This window comes from Dermabacter sp. HFH0086 (genome assembly GCF_000413375.1).
Lineage (GTDB): Bacteria > Actinomycetota > Actinomycetes > Actinomycetales > Dermabacteraceae > Dermabacter > Dermabacter hominis.
Genome location: NZ_KE340308.1, coordinates 1,851,250 through 1,868,318 on the forward strand (window position 1 = coordinate 1,851,250; position 17,069 = coordinate 1,868,318).

Sequence of the window (17,069 nt, forward strand, 5' to 3'; positions counted from 1 at the left end):
ATTTCGGAGCCGCTTAGCTTTTGTTTCGCGGGAACGTACCGGCCATGCGAGCTTTCGTACGTGTGACTATCATGACAATGCGGAGGGCGAACAGCCAGCAGGTGCAGCGCCCAGCCCGTTTCGCCCTTGACGTCTCACCTAGGTAGGCAGTTCCGTAATGCGCGTTGACATCCTGACGAAGGAATACCCACCCGCGATCTATGGAGGCGCCGGCGTTCACGTCGATGAGCTCAGCAAGGTTCTTCGAAGCCGCATCGACGTACGCGTACGCTGTTTCGGCGAGGAACGTAGCGAAGCCGGCGTCCAGGCCTATTCCGTCCCCGAAACCCTCGCCAGCGCTAACTCCGCCCTCCAGACCTTCGGTGTCGACCTCGCCATGGCGCAAGACTGCGCTGGTGCGGACCTCGTCCACTCCCATACCTGGTACGCAAACTTTGCCGGGTTCACCGCGCAGCAACTCCACGCGATTCCGCACGTGCTATCTGCTCACTCCCTCGAACCACTGCGCCCCTGGAAAGCCGAGCAGCTGCAAGGCGGGTACAGGCTTAGCTCTTTTGCGGAAAAAACCGCTTACGAGAACGCCGACGGCATCATCGCCGTCTCCGGAGGAATGCGCGAGGACATCCTCCGCTCGTACCCGAAAGTAGATCCGGCGCGCGTCCACGTCGTGCATAACGGCATCGATGTCACCGCGTGGAAGCCGAATCCCTCGACCGATGTTCACGAGCGATACGGCATCGACCCTCATGCCCCCACCGTCATCTTCGTTGGACGAATCACGCGCCAAAAGGGGCTGCCGTTCCTGCTGCGCGCCCTCGCCACCCTCGATCACAGCGTCCAGGTCATTCTGTGTGCCGGCGCTCCAGATACTCCGGAAATCGCCGCCGAAGTCGAGCAGCTCGTCGCCACGCTCAAATCTAAACGAGAGGGCGTTTTCCTTATTTCGGAGATGCTCCCGCGTCACGAACTCACGCAGGTACTCTCGCACGCCACCACATTCGTGTGCCCGTCTGTGTACGAGCCGCTCGGCATCGTTAATCTCGAAGCAATGGCCTGCGGTATCCCCGTCGTGGGCACCGCCACCGGCGGTATCCCCGAAGTGATTGTCGATGGCGAAACCGGCATTCTCGTGCCGATCGACCAGGTGAATGACGGCACCGGCGCGCCCGTGAATCCGGATAAGTTCGTTGGGGACCTTTCCGACGCCCTCAACGAGATCCTCTCGAACCCGCAGCGCGCCCGCACGTGGGGCGCTGCCGCACAAAAGCGCGCACGCGATCACTTCTCGTGGGAATCCATCGCCGATCGCACCGTTGAGGTTTACAACGCCGTTCTTGGCGTAGATGCGTAGCTGAGCGTGAGGGCAAGCACCTCGCGCCCCTCCCGTGCAAGAATTCGCAACTCCTCTAAAGCCTTCTGCGCTCCTGCATCTGACGAGGTCGTTGCCTGCGCGATCGCGACCTCGGCAAGAGACACCATGCGCCCGGCGAGCCTCGCAGCGTGCGCATGTGTATCGGGCATGCCCCGTGGAGGCTCGACTAAAACAAACCCCTGAGGGAGCGCCTCAGGCCTTACGGGTTCCTCGGGAATGAGGTCGTATTCGACAAGCCGTTCGTGGGTGTGTGAAAGGGCTCGATAGAGGCGCTCACGTGCACTTGCCGCATCCGATGCCGCAACGGGAATCGGTGTCGGCGACACGTCGAGCCTTGCGATGTCGAGAGTGCGCGCCTCAGCATGCCGGGCAGGGGCGACGGTCAGCAGGTGCTGTGCGATAGCGCCGTCTCCAACCGTGAGGGCCTGCCCGCCCGCGAGCGCTGCCATCACACCTCGCGGGCCGCCGGCGATTCCGGCGATCCTTCCGGGCTCGGGCAAGACGACCGTGAGCGTGGGGATGGCGAGGGCACGCACGTCGAGAATCCACGCGAGCGTGTCGAAGTGCGCGCCACCGAAAGGACCAACGCCCGCATCAAGGAGATCAGCGGCCTCCTCGATCGGCATGTCCCGGCGCAGTGCGGCTCCCGCAAACAATGACAGCGCACCGAGGTAGGGCGCCGGAATAAGGTCGCGCAGAGACGTAGGCGCTTTGGACGTCGAGGCGATGATTCTCATGCGGGCGTCGGACCCTGCGCACCGGCCGTGCCACGCGCGCGCCCTGCGCTCACGACCGTGAACTCCGCCCAGTTCCGAGACTCCTCCACCCGTTCAAGGCGCGCTTTCACGCGCGTGCCTATCGGAAGGTTCTCCCCGTCAATCCACCGCGCCACCGGGGGATTGCTGAATTGAACCTCGATTCGATCGGGGCGAGCATTCGAGGGGTTCGATCCGCCATCGGTCGCGGGCCTGAAGTCAAGCACCGTCCCCTCGAATTCACTTCCCACAAGCGTCGACAGAACACCGATTTCGGCGATTTCGCGCGCCTTCTTCTCCACTGCCGAGTGGCGTTGCTGGGCGCTGTGCATGAGCGAGGGGAGCTCCGGCAACGCCGCACGAACACGCTCATCGAGCGGTGCTCCCGTCTTGAGGCTGTGGCAGACATGGAGAACGAAACGGTCGACGAGGCGGCGCAGGGGCGCGGTGGTGTGCGCATACGGGGCCGCAATCGCCGATTGTTCGAGAACCTCCGGAAGCGTGCCGTCGAACGCCTCGTATCCCGCCCCTCGAAAGAGTGATGTCGCCTGGTCAAGGAGGGCAAGGTGGCGCCCCTTGCGCCAGTCGAGCGTGCGAAGGAATTCACCATAGGGGAGGTCCTGTGGCCACGGCTCTTTCAGGGCTGCAGCTTGCGCGCGAAAGCGCTCGATCGCCTCGGGAGCTGCCGGAGGCATCGTGCGAAGAATGCCGAGCTTGCCCTCGATCATGATCTGTGCGGCGGCCATCCCCGTCATGAGGGAGATTTGCGCGTTGTGCTCTTCGATTGGCTCGGGCAGGCGCCACTGAAGGTGCACGGAATCGTCATCGGTCACGACTTCCTGTTCGGGCGAGTTGAGCGAAGCTCCTCCGCGTTCAATTTCGAGCGCCGCCCGTTTCTCTCCCACCTCGACGAGCAGCTGCATCACACTGCCTGCTTCACCGCGTTCGAGTGCGCGCTGAACCTCGGTGTAGGCGAGCTTTTCACGATTGCGCACGATGGCGCGCGTAAGGTTCACGTGCGTGACGCTTGCGCGCTCGTCGAGGGAGAAGTCCCAGACGAAGGCCGGAGTGTCTTTGCCCGGTAGGAGTGAGGCTTCGTCTTCGCAGAGGACGACGGGGTGCAGCGGGATGCGCCGATCGGGTAGGTAGAGCGTGAGGCCACGCTCACGAGTCTCGGCATCGAGAGGCCCGTGAGGCTCGACGAAGAGGGGGAGATCGGCAATCGCGTAGCGCACTCGGTAGCCCGTGCCGTCACGCTCAATGTGGAGGGCCTGATCGAGATCCGTTGAGCTTTCGGGATCAAGGGTCACGAACTCGATTGCGGTGAGGTCCTCGTGCTGTGCCGCATGCTCTCTCCAGGTGCGAGCTGCACTCTCGGCCTCGGCGAGGGCGGCCTCGGGGTACGTGGTATCGATGCCAGACTTTTCGAGTGCCTCATCGATTCGTGCCGCGACTGTGGTGAGCGGCGCTTTCTTGCGGTCGCCGGGCATTGAGAGGCGTTGAACGGGCACAGTTCACTCCTTGGAATAACGGTCCGTTTTAGTGTAGTGAGCATCGCCTGCCGTAGGCTGGAGGCATGGTTGCTGTGTGCTCGTTGAGCGATGTTGTAGTGCGCCGTGGCGCAAAGACTCTTCTGGATCACGTCGACTTCCGTGCCCGTGAGGGGGAGCGGTGGGTCGTGCTTGGCCCGAATGGTGCGGGCAAGTCCACCCTCATTCGCCTGCTCGCGTCGCGATTGCACCCCACAAGCGGGAGCGTGCAGATTCTCGAGGAAAAGCTCGGGCGCGTTGACGTGTTCGAGCTTCGACCCCTGATTGGCCTCTCCAGCCAGGAGCTCGCCGAGACGGTTCCCGCACAGGAGACGTGCCTCAATGTTGTTATGACGGCCGGCTACGCGGTCGTGGGCCGCTGGCGCGAAACGTACGAGAGCGAGGATGAACAGCGTGCCCGCATGCTCCTTGGCGCGTTTGGGGTGGCCCCGCTCGCTGAGCGCACGTTTGGCTCTCTCTCCACCGGGGAGAAGAAGCGCGTGCTTTCCGCCCGTGCGCTCATGACCGATCCCGAGCTGCTTCTCCTCGACGAGCCCGCTTCAGGCCTCGATGTGGGAGGCCGAGAGGAACTCGTGCGCTCACTCGGGGCTCTCGCAAAGGATCCCGCGACCCCCGTCACGATCATGGTGACGCACCACCTTGAAGAGATCCCCACGGGGTTCACCCATGCACTTTTGCTGCGCGAGGGACGGGTTGTCGCCTCGGGGCCAATCGCCGAGACCCTTACTTCGCAGAATCTCACGCGCACTTTCGGCCTCCCGCTCGCTCTTGAAGAGCGCGGTGGTCGTTATTTCGCGACGGCAGTTCCGCTTACGCAATGAGCCTCGTCTCGATGAGCGCGCACGCGGATCATCCGCTGCTCGCCGATTACGTGTCGATGACCGACGTCAAGCTGCGCTCGTGCCTCGAGGTTGAGCGCGGCTTGTTCATGGCTGAAAGCTACAACGTGATCGAACGGGCCCTCGAGGCAGGCGCCACGCCACGATCGTTCATGATGAGCGAGAAGTGGCTCGAAAAATTCTCGCCTCTTTTTTCGCGCTTCCCTGATGCTCCCGTTTTTGTGGGCAGCGAAGCTGAGCTCGAGGAGACGACGGGCTTTCACGTGCATCGCGGCGCTCTCGCGTCGATGCAGCGACCGAAGGAGCGCTCCGTCGAATCCGTCATTGAGGGGGCGCGCACCGTCGCCGTGCTCGAAAACATCGTGGACCACACGAACGTCGGCGCGATGTTCCGCAGTGCGGCCGCCCTCGGCGTGGATGCGGTTCTCGTCACGCCTTCTGCAGCGGACCCGCTGTACAGGCGCGCGATTCGAGTCTCGATGGGCACGGTCTTTCAGGTGCCGTGGGCGCGCTTTGAGTCATGGCCTCGCGGGGGAGTGGACCTCCTGCGTGCGCGCGGTTTCGATACGCTCGCACTTGCACTCACGGAGAATTCTCGCCCGCTGCACGAGGTTGATCTTTCGGCTTCACGAAAGGTGGCCTTCGTTCTTGGCACCGAGGGGCATGGGCTCACCGAGCAGACTCTTCGCGCCGTAGATGAGAGCGTGATTATCCCCATGAGCGGTGGCGTCGATTCACTCAATGTCGCCGCAGCGAGCGCAGTCGTGTTCTGGCAGCGCGAGGTATCTATGCGCGCGTGAGGTGCGTGCAAGTTTAAATGTCTCACCCCTCCCCACAATGGGAACATGTGTTCGATACTGACGCAAGGACCCCCGGATCACTCTTGATCCCGCACCCTTTTCGCCCTAGTATTCGAACACGCGTTCTATTTTGTGTGAGTGGAGAGGGCAATGTCCGTACAGGTTTCTGTAGCGCCGCGCATCGCGGCGGATCCGCAGCGCCTCGCGCTCGCACAGTCAGTCCTCGGTCAGGCAGAGGCGAAAACTCAGCGCGAGCGCGGCCCAGTGCGTGGGGAGGAACTCGAGCGCAGCGGGCACTCGTTCCCCGTTCCCCGGGCTCTCGAGGAACTCATTTCGCGAGGTGAGGTGCGGGCGGGTAGCAGCATCGAGGTGACGGGGCCGTGCGGAACGTCGCTCGCCCTTGCACTCGCGGCGGCCGCCATGGGGGAGGAGTCCTGGTGTGCCCTCGTGGGTATGCCCCACGTGGGGATCGCCGCGTGCGCCGATATCGGCGTAGATCCGCGGCGCACCGCTCTTATCCCCGATCCAGGGGCGCAACTTTCTTCCGTGCTCTCCGCGCTCATCGATGGCATCGAGGTGATTGTTCTCGGTGCTGATCTCGCTCTCACACCCGCGCAGTGGCGCACGGCAAAAAATCGCGCGCGCACACAGGGGTCCCTACTCATTCGCCTGGGGGAAGCACGCTGCGACCTCGCCGTGCAGTCCTCCTCGCCACGCTGGGTGGGGCTTGCGCGCGGCTCGGGCAGGCTCAGGTTTCGCAGCGCTCGTGTCGCGGCGTGTGGCAGGGGTGCTGCGGGTTCCGGTTCAGCAATGGAGATTCGTATTCCGACGCCTGCCGGGGTGCTCGCGAGCGCACCGCGCACGGCGGTGCCCACCTCACGCAGGGGCAAAGCACCCTCTCGGGCGCGCGCGACGCTCACACTCGTGCAATCGGGGAATCGATGATGGCGCAGTCCACGCGCACCGCATGCGTGTACATCGATAATTGGCCCGTCCTTGCCGCGATTGAGAGGTACGAGCGCGCCGGCGAGAAAGTGCCGAACGAGATCGCGATTATGGAGCATCATCGTGTTGTCGCTGCCAGTCCCTCGGCCATGCACGCCGGTGTCGCACTTGGCATGAAGAAGCGTTCTGCCGAGGCCTTGTGCCCGCACATCGCGGTTGCAGAGCGCGATCTCGATGCCGAGTGGCGCGTTTTTGAAAGCGTGTGCGCCGCCGTGGATACGGTTGCCTCGGGGATCGAACCTCTTGGGCCGGGAACGCTTTTGCTTCATGCGCGAGGTCCATCTCGACACGCCGGGGGAGAACACGCTCTCGTCCGTGCTCTCCTCGATGCCGTCGCCGATCATACGGGCTGGGAGAGCTCCGTGGGAATCGCCGACGGCCCACTCGCCGCCATTCTTGCCTCTCGCTCCGGGCGCATCATACTTCCGGGAGAATCGGCGCGTTTTCTCGCCCCCTTCCCCATAGAAGCGCTCGAGCACGCCCCCGTGGGGGCGGGGAAACGCTTTTGCACACCCGGGGTTTTCGAGGGGCCCGCGCACGTAGCTGAGTTCATCAGCGTGCTTCGCCGCCTCGGCATCACCTCTCTCGGCGCGCTGAGCAAGCTTCCGCGCTCCTCGGTGAGTGAGCGTTTTGGGCCGCTCGGCGCGCTCCTGCACATCCTCGCGTGCGGAGGTGAACCGGGCGAAGGGGAGCGCGTGCGGCCAGCTCAGCCAATCCTCGTCGAGCGTCACCTCGATCCGCCGCTCGAGCGCGTCGATCAGGCTGCGTTTATCGCGCGCCCCCTTGCCGAGGAGCTCGCCGAAAAGCTGCGAAAACACGGCCTTATGTGCACGCGGCTTCGCATTATCGCGCGCGGTGAGAACGGGAGCGAAGTTGAGCGCACGTGGCGCCATGAGGGCGCCTTGAGCATCGATGACGTCGTGGATCGCGTGCGTTGGCAGTGTGACGGGTGGATACTCGCTGCCGAACGGGGCGCCTCACGCCCGGGCGATCCTCGCGAGGGCCGCACAACAGCTGCGCCCATCGTTCACGTGCAACTCATTCCCGTGCACACCGAAAGTGCGGGGGAGTACGCGCAGCGGCTGTGGGGGCACGCAAGCACGGCCGAAAAGCGCGCCGCGCGGGCCCTCACGCGTGTGCAATCACTAGCGGGGGAGGAGTCCGTTCTTGTCCCTGCCGAAAAGGCAGGCCGTTTTTTGAGCGAGGCGATCACGGTGCTGCCCTTTCGCGCGGTACGCGTACGCGAGCACCGCGAGGGGCCGTGGGTGGGCTCTTTTCCGCGCCCCTTGCCTGCCACGGTTTTTACTGAGCGGATCACCGCGCGTCTCCTATGCGAGGGGCAAGCGGTCTACGTGAGTGCGCGGGGACTGCTCACCGGCACCCCTGCACACCTCGTTCTCACGCATGCGGAAAATGGCGTGAGCGCCGAGGGCGCGACACACGCGAACGCCTGCGCGCACGATGCAGCAGGATCCAGGAGCGCAGCCGTAGCCGCGAAAGGCGACGTTGGACGTAGCCGGAAAGGGGAGGAGCCTGCGCCGCTTCCCGCCGCGCTTCGCCACCTCGGCTACGAGAGGCTGCTCCCCATCGCGCACTACGGCCCTCCCATCCTCCTTGATCAGCGGTGGTGGTCCGAAGGCGCGGGAAGCCGTAGGAGCGCGCGGCTTCAGATCGTGCTCGAGGGAGGGGAGGCACTTGCCCTACTCTCACGCGAGCGCGCGTGGGAGGTGGAGGCACTCTATGACTAGGGCTGTTTTGATGACTGCGGGTGTCGTGACGGGCGACTGTTTTGCGTGGGTCCTATGTGACGCACGTGAACGTGGTGGATTGTGCGTCTTGCCGGGTGAACATGAGTGCAGGGACAGGCATGAGTAAGTGGTTTCTTGGCCCGCCATCGTGGCGCGACCTCGAGGCGGTGTTGAGCGATCGGCCGGTTCCCGTGCGTCCCACGGTGACGGTTGTGAACGCGGGCACTCCACACGAAAGGGAACACCCGCGAGGGCAAAGCTCACGCCTGCATGCCCCAGCCCTCAATGCCGAGCTCGACATCCCCTTTGCCGAGCTTCACGCGCATTCGCACTTCAGCTTTCTCGACGGAGCCTCGAGCCCGGAGGACATGGTTGCCGAAGCTTCACGGCTCGGTCTGCGCGGCCTCGCACTCATCGACCACGATGGATTTTACGGAGCCATCCGCTTCATGAAGGCGGCGTCGGAAGCCGGCCTGCCCACGATCTACGGCGCTGAACTGACGCTTCCCACAGGGTTTACAGCCGGACTCCCGGGGCCGTCCGCATGCCCCTCTCCGCTTCGTGCGGCTGCGGCAAGCGCGCCACGCACGGGCAGCGCTGATCCCGAGGGCGAACACCTCGTGCTTCTCGCGCGTGGGGTGGCGGGGTACCGAAGGCTTTCGTCCCTCATAGCGCGTGCGCACCTTGCCGGCCCCGGCAAGGGCACGCCGCTCTACAGTGCTGCAGGCGTGGTCGAGGCGCTCACAAGCGGCGACATCGTCGTTCTCACGGGGTGCCGAAAATCCCCATTCACGCAAGAGCTCCTTGCTCTCCTCCCGCAAGGCGACCTAGAGCAATCGGCGTATGCAGCCGCGCGCGGAATCGAGGCCGCACTTCGCGCAACCGGCACGCTTGAAGCCGCGGGTACTCCCGCCCGCGATGGCGGAGCCCCGCGTGTGATCGTGGAACTTCCCCTCACAGGCGATTCCCTCGAATCCGAACTTCACGACGCGCTCGTGCAAGGTGCACGCATCGTGCGAGAAGAACACGGTTTAAGCGAAGCCGAGTTGCCCGTCGCTCTCACCTCCAACGCGCACTACGCACGCCCGGAACACAAGCACCTCGCGGATGTCCACGCCGCACTTCGCGCACGGCGCAGCCTCGCTGACGCGGACCCTTTCCTCCCATCGCGTCTGGCCCATCTCAGAAGCGGAGCGGAGCTTGCACAACTCGTGCCGCGCTACCCGCGCGCGATCACGACCGCCGCGCATCTCTCCTCGAGCCTCGCGTTCGATCTCTCCCTCGTCGCTCCACACCTTCCTCCTGCGCCCACCCCCGAGGGCCACAGCGAGGAAAGCTGGCTTCGGGCCCTCACCGAACGTCTCGGCGAGGCGCGCTACGGGCCGAGGGCGAACCCGCGCCTCGAGGGAGCGTGGGAACAGATCGATCATGAGCTTCGCATCATCACTGAGCTCGGCTTTCCCGGCTATTTTCTTATCGTCTACGACATCGTCGAGTTTTGCCGCGCACACGAGATTCTGTGCCAGGGGAGAGGCTCGGCCGCGAATTCCGCCGTGTGCTACTGCCTCGGTATCACGTCGGTTGATCCGGTCTTTCACGGACTACTGTTCGAGCGTTTTCTCGCTCCCGAGCGCGATGGCCCACCGGATATCGACGTCGATATCGCCGCGGACCGGCGCGAGGAGGTCATCCAATACGTCTTCACACGCTACGGGCGCGAGAACGCCGCGCAGGTCGCGAACGTCATCTCGTATAAGGCGAGGCTCGCGGTCCGCGATGCGGCACGAGCACTCGGCTATAGCGTGGGGCAGCAGGATGCCTACGCAAAAATGATCGAACGATCCTTTTCGTCTTTACGCGAGGCGAATATCCCCGAGGACGTGAAGACCCTTGCCGCCCAGCTTCGGGATGCTCCGCGACACCTCGGGATCCACTCGGGCGGGATGGTGCTGTGCGATCGGCCCGTCATTGATGTCGTGCCGATCGAACACGCGCGCATGCAAGGCCGAACGGTCGTGCAGTGGGACAAAGACGATTGCGCGGATGCGGGACTCGTGAAATTCGATCTCCTTGGCCTCGGTATGCTCACGGCCATTGACCACGCTTTCTCGATCATCGAACAAGCCCACCAAGAGTCGTTGACCCTCGCGAGCATCCCGCAAGAGGACCCGGCGCTGTACGACATGCTGTGCAGGGGCGATGCCGTGGGGGTGTTCCAAGTGGAGTCGCGCGCACAAATCGCGACTCTGCCTCGCCTCAAGCCGCGTGAGTTTTATGACCTCGTCGTCGAGGTCGCCCTCATTCGCCCTGGGCCCATCCAGGGTGGAAGCGTGCACCCGTACTTGCGCAGGCGTTCCGGCGCCGAGGACGTCACCTATCTTCACCCTCTTCTCGAGAAATCCCTCGGCCGCACTCTCGGGGTGCCGCTCTTCCAGGAGCAGCTCATGCAGATGATGGTCGACCTCGCGGACTTTACGCCTTCGCAAGCCGACCAGCTACGCCGCGCGATGGGGTCGAAGCGTTCAACTCAAAAGATGGCGGCGATGCGCGAGGCAATGTTTGACGGAATGGCGAAAAACGGCCTTACCGCCGAGCAATGCGAGCTTGTTTACCGCAAAATTCTCGCATTCGCGAGCTATGGCTTTCCCGAGTCGCATGCGTACTCTTTCGCCTACCTCGTGTATGCGAGCGCTTTCCTCAAGTGCCACTTTCCTGCAGCCTTCACCGCCGCGCTCCTGCGGAGTCAGCCGATGGGGTTTTATTCACCTCAGTCACTCGTCTCGGACGCCCGCCGACACGGGGTTGAGGTGAGGGGAGTGGACATCGCCTACAGCGACGCCTGGGCAAATCTCGAGGTCGATGCCGAGCACTCAGCCGCAACTTTCGCCGAGCGCGCAGAGGCGTGCGAGGGCGGGCATCCACCGCAGGTCTGTGGCAGCGAGGCCGCGCGCGGGCCGGTGATTCGCCTTGGACTCGAGTCGGTGCGCGGAATCTCGCGCGCATTCGCCAAGGAGATATGCGAGGAGCGTGCGCGCGCTCCCTTTCGGTCAATTGCCGATCTTGCGCATCGCACGGGCGTGAACACACATCAGCTCGAGGCGCTTGCGACGGCGGGGGCGCTTGACTCACTCGCCCCCTCAAGGCGCGCAGCTTTGTGGAGTGCGGGTGCGGCGGGAGGCGTGAAACCCGGGACGATTCCCGGCCTCGCCCTCGCGCACAACGCTCCCACGCTTCCCGGAATGAGCGATGCCGAACTCATGGCAGCAGACACGTGGGCCACGGGAGTCTCTCCCACGCGCCACCCGTTCACGCTTGCTCGCGAGGAACTCCTCGAAAGCAGCGTGCTTCGCATCGAGGACGCCAAGAAAGTCGAGCACGGCACGCGGGTATGGACGGCAGGACTCATCACGCATCGCCAGCGTCCCGCGACCGCCACGGGCATCACGTTCCTTGGCCTCGAAGATGAAACCGGGATTCTCAACGTCGTGTGCTCACACGGCTTCTGGAGGGCCAACAAGGCACTCCTTCGCACGGCGCCCGCGGTCCGTTTGCGCGGCCTCGTGGAGCGCAATGAGGATGGCGTCGTAAGCTTCCTCGCCGATGCCGTCGAATCACAGTCGCTCGACGCGACCACGACCTCGAGGAACTTTTGCTAGCCCGCGGTGCGTGCAACCCCTATGCTCGGCGACTGATGGGGGGCCGAAGAAGGCTTCACTCGGCGAGCCCCGCGCGAAAACACGAGCGTCACTGCGAAGCTTACGGCGGCAAAGAGGGCGAGTTCCGCGAGTGTCGTTCCGGTCGAGACGATCGCACCACCGAGGGCAGCACTCACGAGGCCCTGGGAGGCAACGGTGAGCGGCATGAACGCGGTGAGAGATTGCAAGAGCGAGGGGGCGCTCTCGAGGGGGAGGATCCCCACGAGGGAAACGACCTGGAGCACGAGGACGATGATTGACACAACTCGGCCTGCTCGCGCGCCAAACACGGTCAGGAGCATCTGATGCACGATCGCGAAGCACAGAGCCGCGGCAATCGTGATGGCAGCAACTGAAGCGAGCGAGGCAACGGGGACGCCAAAGACCACGAGCAGGCCGATCACCAAAAGCGCTTGGAGAGCGGCAAGGACGAGGGGCCACAGAAGCGAGAGCAGCGCCACCCGCCACATGGGACGAGCCGAATTGAGGAACCGCTCGCGAAGCGCCGGCCATACAAGGAAGATCCCGAATGCTCCGAGCCACAGGCCGAGGGCCGCGACAAACGGGAACGTGGCCACCGCGCCGCCATCGGCTTCGTTTTCACGCGAGGTCGAAAGCGTCACAGCCTTCGTGCTCACCTCTGCGAGATGCGTACGTTCACTTTCGGAGTAGCTCGGCACCTGATCGGCACCGTCCCGAAGTCCAGTCGAGAGTTCGCCGCTGCCGTCCGCGAGGCGGCGAGTGCCGTCGGAAAGCTGAGTTGTTCCCTCGGCAAGACCATGCGCACCTTCTGAAAGGGGGGCAGTGCCCCTGGCGAGCTTCGAGGTACCGTTCGCGAGCTCGTCGGCGCCGTCGGCAAGCTGGCCCGTGCCCGAGGAAAGCTCACTCGTGCCCTCTGCGAGCCCCTTGGCTCCCTCATCGACCTGGGCGGCGCCAGTCGAAAGCTTTGCGGCACCGTCAGCAAGTTGCGCTGCCCCGCCGCGAGAGGCATCTACGCCATCGGCGACCTGCGCCGCTCCAGGGGCGAGCTGCGCCGCGCCATCTCCGAGCTTCGCGATCCCACCGTTCAGCTGATTGATGCCGTCTACGAGCTGAGGTGCAGCGTCGGCGGAGGCCATCGCACCGTCGGCGAGCATTTGCGCGCTTGGTGTAAGGCCCGGGTTTTCGCGTGATCCGTCGCCCTCGAAAACGGTGTCGACGGCCTTTGGAACAACGTGATCGGACAGTGCCGACCGCACTCCGTTCACGCCTTCCTCACTCATCTGAGTGAGCCCGCTACACATGTCCTCCAGTCCCGCGACACGCGGGTCCCCGCTCAAGCGTGGGTCGACGCTAAAGGCCTGTTCGAGTTCCGTACAGCTCGCGGCGAGTGTGTTCATCGATTCCGCGAAGCCCGGTTGACCGTCGCGCCCCGTGTCGAATGCTTGATCGATACCGTGCTGAAGACCCTGCGTGAGTCCCTCTTGGGCTTGGGGGAGTCCTGAAGCGTACTGATCGAGGCCTTCCGCCAGCTGCTGCGCGCCCTCGGCGAGTCCGGGGTTTTCCGCGCTCCCGTCGCCGTTGACCCCCGACGCGAGCTTTTCGGCGCCTTGGCGAAGCCCGGGCTGCGCGTCGGTGCCGTTGAGTCCGTCGGCAAGCTGGGCAACGCCTCCAGAAACTTTGTGCGCGCCTTCGGACAGCGCACCTAGACCGTTCGAAAGGTCATCCGCACCACCGGAAAGATCATCTGTTCCAGAAGCGAGTGCGCCTGTACCGCCCGTAAGCTTGTGCGCTCCATCAGAGAGTTTCTTCGTTCCCTGATCAAGCCCGCGCACGCCATTGGCAAGCTCCCCGGCTCCGTCGTCGAGCGCGACCACGCCGCGGTTCAGCTCATCGACTCCTGTGGCGAGCTTACCTGCGCCGTCGTCGAGCCCTTTCGCACCGTCCGCGAGTTCGTGGGCGCCATCGGACAGTTCCCCCGCGCCGTCGGCGGACTTGGTGAAGCCGTCCTTGAGACTGTTAAAGCCCACGTACACGCCATCGAGGTATTGCTTCGCCATCGTGCCGTTAAACTCGCTCGCGATGACCTGAGTAATGGCCTGACCCACCATCGAGTCGAGCATGCCCGAGGAGTCATTCGTGTTGACGATCACGGTAGCCTGGCGAGCATCGGCCTTACCCATGGTTCCCACAGCGTCGCTGAAGTCCTTGGGGATCACCACGACCGCGGAATAGGTGCCGTTCTCAAGCCCGGATTCAGCGTCTTTCTGGGTGGTGAGCTGCCAATCAAAGCCCGCGGAGTCGAGGTTCGCCAAGCTGCCGTCGGAATTCTCGTTCTTCATGGTACCCGGCTGCGTGAGTGCGCCCGCGAGAAGCCTTCCGAAGGGGACGGTCTGCGTTTTGCCGTCCACCTCCATTTCCGTTCCTTCATCGAGGTTCACCACGGCAGCGGGGACGTTGTCGAAGCCTTCCGCGCGGTCTTTGAGCGCCCAAATACCCACGCTCGCGACAAGGAGCGGCAAAAGCACAACGATGAGGAGGGGCTTTGGGAAGCGAGCGAGAGTTTTCATGCGTATGCCTCCGCATCTGTATTCAATGGCAGGGGGTCGGTGTGGTCGGTGACGAGGGCTGTCAGGGGCAGGACCTGTACACGCGCGGGATCCCGCAGGCGTTCGGTGAAGCTCGCGGTAAGAGCGTCTTGGCCAATCACGATTGTCGCCCCGTGCGCAGCGAGCAATTCGAGCCGCTGCGGCGTCGCGTCATCGGCCTCAAGAAGGTCGGAAAGGGATTCGATGACAATAATCCGCGAGTCTCGTTCTCGCACGAGTGCGTGGGCACTTGCGCCTCCGCGGCCTTCGGGGTAGAGCTCAACGTGTGATTGGGCCGCTCCCGTTTCGCCGGGAACCTGACGGTCATAGACGAAGAGTGTGCCTGCTGAGGGCTCGAGGCGCGCCGAGAATAGCGCAAGCACACTTGCGCGCGCGTCCACATCTTCGCTTGCGATGAGAGTGATCGATCCCGGGGAGATTGCACCCGAGAGAGGGCCGAGCTGCCCGCGGCCGCTCATGCGCGGAATTTCAACGTCGCGAAGCCGAAGCGCACTGGTGCCCTTCGCTGCCGTCCATTCACGGTGCTCGAGGGCAACCCCGAGTCCCTCACCTTCGACGTCAAGGTGGGGGAGAAGGCGGTCGAGCACAGCGGGGAAGTGCCAAGCGCGATCGCCGAGAAGCGCGAGAACGGCCGGTACGAGTGTCATGCGCACAACGAAAGCGTCCACGAAGACACCGACAGCAAGGGAGAGGGCGATCGGTTGAATCATGTACATCGACCCGGGAATGAAACCCGCGAAGATGAAGATCATGATTGCCGCGGCCGCGATCACCACGGGCGCCGATGCCGTGAACCCTCTCATGATGGCCTGACGGGCATCACGGGTGTGCATGTACTCCTCACGCATGCGGGTCACGAGGAAAACTTCGTAGTCCATCGCGAGGCCGAAGAGCACGCCGAGCGTCATGATCGGCAAAAACGCAATCACGGGGCCCGTGGCTTTCGCCTGAAGGAGGTCCGCACCCCATCCGTAGGTGAACACCATGGAGGTCACGCCGAAGGCAGCACCTGCGGAAAGAAGGAATCCGGCCGCAGCCTTGAGGGGCACCCAGATACTTCGGAACACCATCGCGAGAAGCACGAGGGAGAGCCCCACAACGAAGATCGTGAAGGGCAAGAGCGCCTTGTCGAGGCGGTCGGCAATGTCGATCGCAACGGCGGTGGAGCCCGTGACTTTGATGTCGGAGATGCCGAGGTCCTTTTCCCACTGAGGTGCATCGGCACGGAGCTCATCAACGACGCTCTTCGTGCGCTCCGAAGTGGGGCCTTCCGTCGGTCGAAGTACCACGACCCCCATGTCGGCACCCATGTTGGGCGTGGCGATCTGCACGCTATCAACGCCGTCGATCGCGAGAACATCACGTTTGAGCTCATCCATGACGCCGAGTGGGTCCTCGGTGTTGATGATGTCTGCCGTGAGCATGATCGTCGCGTTATGACCCGCGCCGAACTTCTCGGTCACAATGTCGTAAGCTTCGCGGCCGTAGGAGCCCGGGTCTTCCGTGCCCTGGTCGGGAAGCGCGAGCTCGAGATCTTTGAAGGGAAGGGCCACCGCGCCGAGTCCCACGATCACCACGAGAATCGTCACGAGAGGGAAGCGAATGGCGGCACGAACCCAACGCTCGAGTAGGGGCGTGCGGCGAGGGCGTGCGGAGGGGTCCGACGCTTGCGTGGCTGTGCGTTGACGCTGACGTTTGGGGCGAATCCGCTCACCGAAGAGCCCAAGGATGGCGGGCAGCAGTGTGAGCGCGGCGAGCACGTTGCAGGCAACCGCGACGGCGGAGACAACGCCCATGACGGTGATGAACGGGATGCCTGTGATGAAAAGGCCCACGAGGGCGATGACGACGGTGAGGCCTGCGAAGATCACGGCGCTTCCGCTTGTAGCGGTCGCGCGTGCGATGGATTCATACGGGTCGAGGCCGCTTCGCAGTTGATCGAGGTGACGCGACACGATGAACAGCGAGTAGTCGATGCCCACGGCGAGACCGAGCATGAGTGCAAGCGTCGGGGTCGCCGAGGAAATGGTGAAGATGCTCGTACCCATGAACATCACGATCATCGAAACGATGATGCCCGTGATGGCGGTGACGATCGGGATGAATGCGGAGCGAACTGCACGGAACACGATGCTGAGCACGATGAGGGCCGCAATAACGCCGAGAACCTCCATGATGCTCATCCCCATTTCGGGGGTCATCGTGACCTGGCCTCCGATGTAGGCATGGAGGCCGTTGTCCGCCTCGGTCGTGGAATCGACGATGTCGGTGAGAGAGTCCAGGGTCTTTTTGGGGACGGCATCAAGGTCAGGATCGAGTTGAATGTTCGCGATGATCGCTGTGCCGTCGTCGCTTTTTTCGCCCGGCGTATCTTTATCGAAGGGGTTCGTCGCTGTTTCTACCCCCTGGACATGACGGGCCTCACCCATCGCATTCGCGACCTCTTTTTCATGCGCGTCGATGGGGGAGCCGTCTTCACTCACAAAGATGATTTGGCCACCCGTACCACCGAGCTGCGGGAAGCGCGTCGCGAGAGAGTCGAGCCCCTCTTGCGCTTCGGTGCCCGGAACACTGAAGGCGTCGTCGAGCCCCTTTCCGGCCGTGATTGCGCCCGCCGCTGCAAGAACAATGATGGCCAACCAGGCACCGATGACCTTCCACGGCGAACGCGAGGCCCACAGGCCGAGGCGATAGAGAGTCGATGACACGCGGGCTCC

Annotated in this window: 10 protein-coding genes; 6 read left to right on the forward strand and 4 right to left on the reverse strand. The window is 63.8% G+C overall.

The annotated features are described in order from the left end of the window. The first annotated feature begins 157 nt into the window (after positions 1 to 157). Complete coding sequence (glgA, locus tag HMPREF1484_RS08185) at positions 158 to 1,351, forward strand: glycogen synthase (RefSeq protein ID WP_016664571.1); 1,194 nt, start codon at positions 158 to 160, stop codon at positions 1,349 to 1,351. Here the strand turns inward: glgA and HMPREF1484_RS08190 are convergent. After that, entirely contained in the window at positions 1,321 to 2,109 is a 789-nt protein-coding gene (locus tag HMPREF1484_RS08190) for a hypothetical protein (protein WP_016664572.1), read from the reverse strand. The two genes, glgA and HMPREF1484_RS08190, sit on opposite strands and share 31 nt — an antisense overlap. Then, entirely contained in the window at positions 2,106 to 3,638 is a 1,533-nt protein-coding gene (locus HMPREF1484_RS08195; protein WP_016664573.1) for an RNB domain-containing ribonuclease, read from the reverse strand. The genes HMPREF1484_RS08190 and HMPREF1484_RS08195 overlap by 4 nt, the downstream gene beginning before the upstream one ends. A 65-nt stretch (positions 3,639 to 3,703) precedes the next feature. On the opposite strand from HMPREF1484_RS08195, the gene HMPREF1484_RS08200 reads away from it, so the two are divergent. From HMPREF1484_RS08200 to HMPREF1484_RS08220, 5 genes are all read left to right on the forward strand, one after another. Then, positions 3,704 to 4,498, forward strand: coding sequence for an ABC transporter ATP-binding protein (locus tag HMPREF1484_RS08200; RefSeq protein ID WP_040386545.1), 795 nt, complete (start codon positions 3,704 to 3,706; stop codon positions 4,496 to 4,498). Beyond that, entirely contained in the window at positions 4,495 to 5,316 is an 822-nt protein-coding gene (locus HMPREF1484_RS08205; RefSeq protein WP_051120653.1) for an RNA methyltransferase, read from the forward strand. Before HMPREF1484_RS08200 ends, HMPREF1484_RS08205 begins: the two co-directional genes overlap by 4 nt. 150 nt (positions 5,317 to 5,466) lie before the next feature. Then, positions 5,467 to 6,261 (forward strand): hypothetical protein, encoded by a 795-nt coding sequence (locus HMPREF1484_RS08210; RefSeq protein WP_016664576.1) that lies wholly within the window; start codon positions 5,467 to 5,469, stop codon positions 6,259 to 6,261. Continuing rightward, positions 6,261 to 8,069, forward strand: a complete 1,809-nt coding sequence (locus HMPREF1484_RS08215; protein WP_016664577.1) for a DNA polymerase Y family protein — start codon at positions 6,261 to 6,263, stop codon at positions 8,067 to 8,069. The genes HMPREF1484_RS08210 and HMPREF1484_RS08215 overlap by 1 nt, the downstream gene beginning before the upstream one ends. 119 nt (positions 8,070 to 8,188) lie before the next feature. Beyond that, positions 8,189 to 11,725 (forward strand): error-prone DNA polymerase, encoded by a 3,537-nt coding sequence (locus tag HMPREF1484_RS08220; RefSeq protein ID WP_016664578.1) that lies wholly within the window; start codon positions 8,189 to 8,191, stop codon positions 11,723 to 11,725. Here HMPREF1484_RS08220 and HMPREF1484_RS08225 read toward each other — a convergent pair. Both HMPREF1484_RS08225 and HMPREF1484_RS08230 read right to left on the reverse strand, forming a co-directional pair. Beyond that, entirely contained in the window at positions 11,722 to 14,313 is a 2,592-nt protein-coding gene (locus HMPREF1484_RS08225) for a YhgE/Pip domain-containing protein (protein ID WP_016664579.1), read from the reverse strand. The genes HMPREF1484_RS08220 and HMPREF1484_RS08225 overlap by 4 nt on opposite strands. Further along, entirely contained in the window at positions 14,310 to 17,060 is a 2,751-nt protein-coding gene (locus HMPREF1484_RS08230; RefSeq protein WP_016664580.1) for an MMPL family transporter, read from the reverse strand. Before HMPREF1484_RS08230 ends, HMPREF1484_RS08225 begins: the two co-directional genes overlap by 4 nt. Between the last annotated feature and the right edge of the window lie 9 nt (positions 17,061 to 17,069).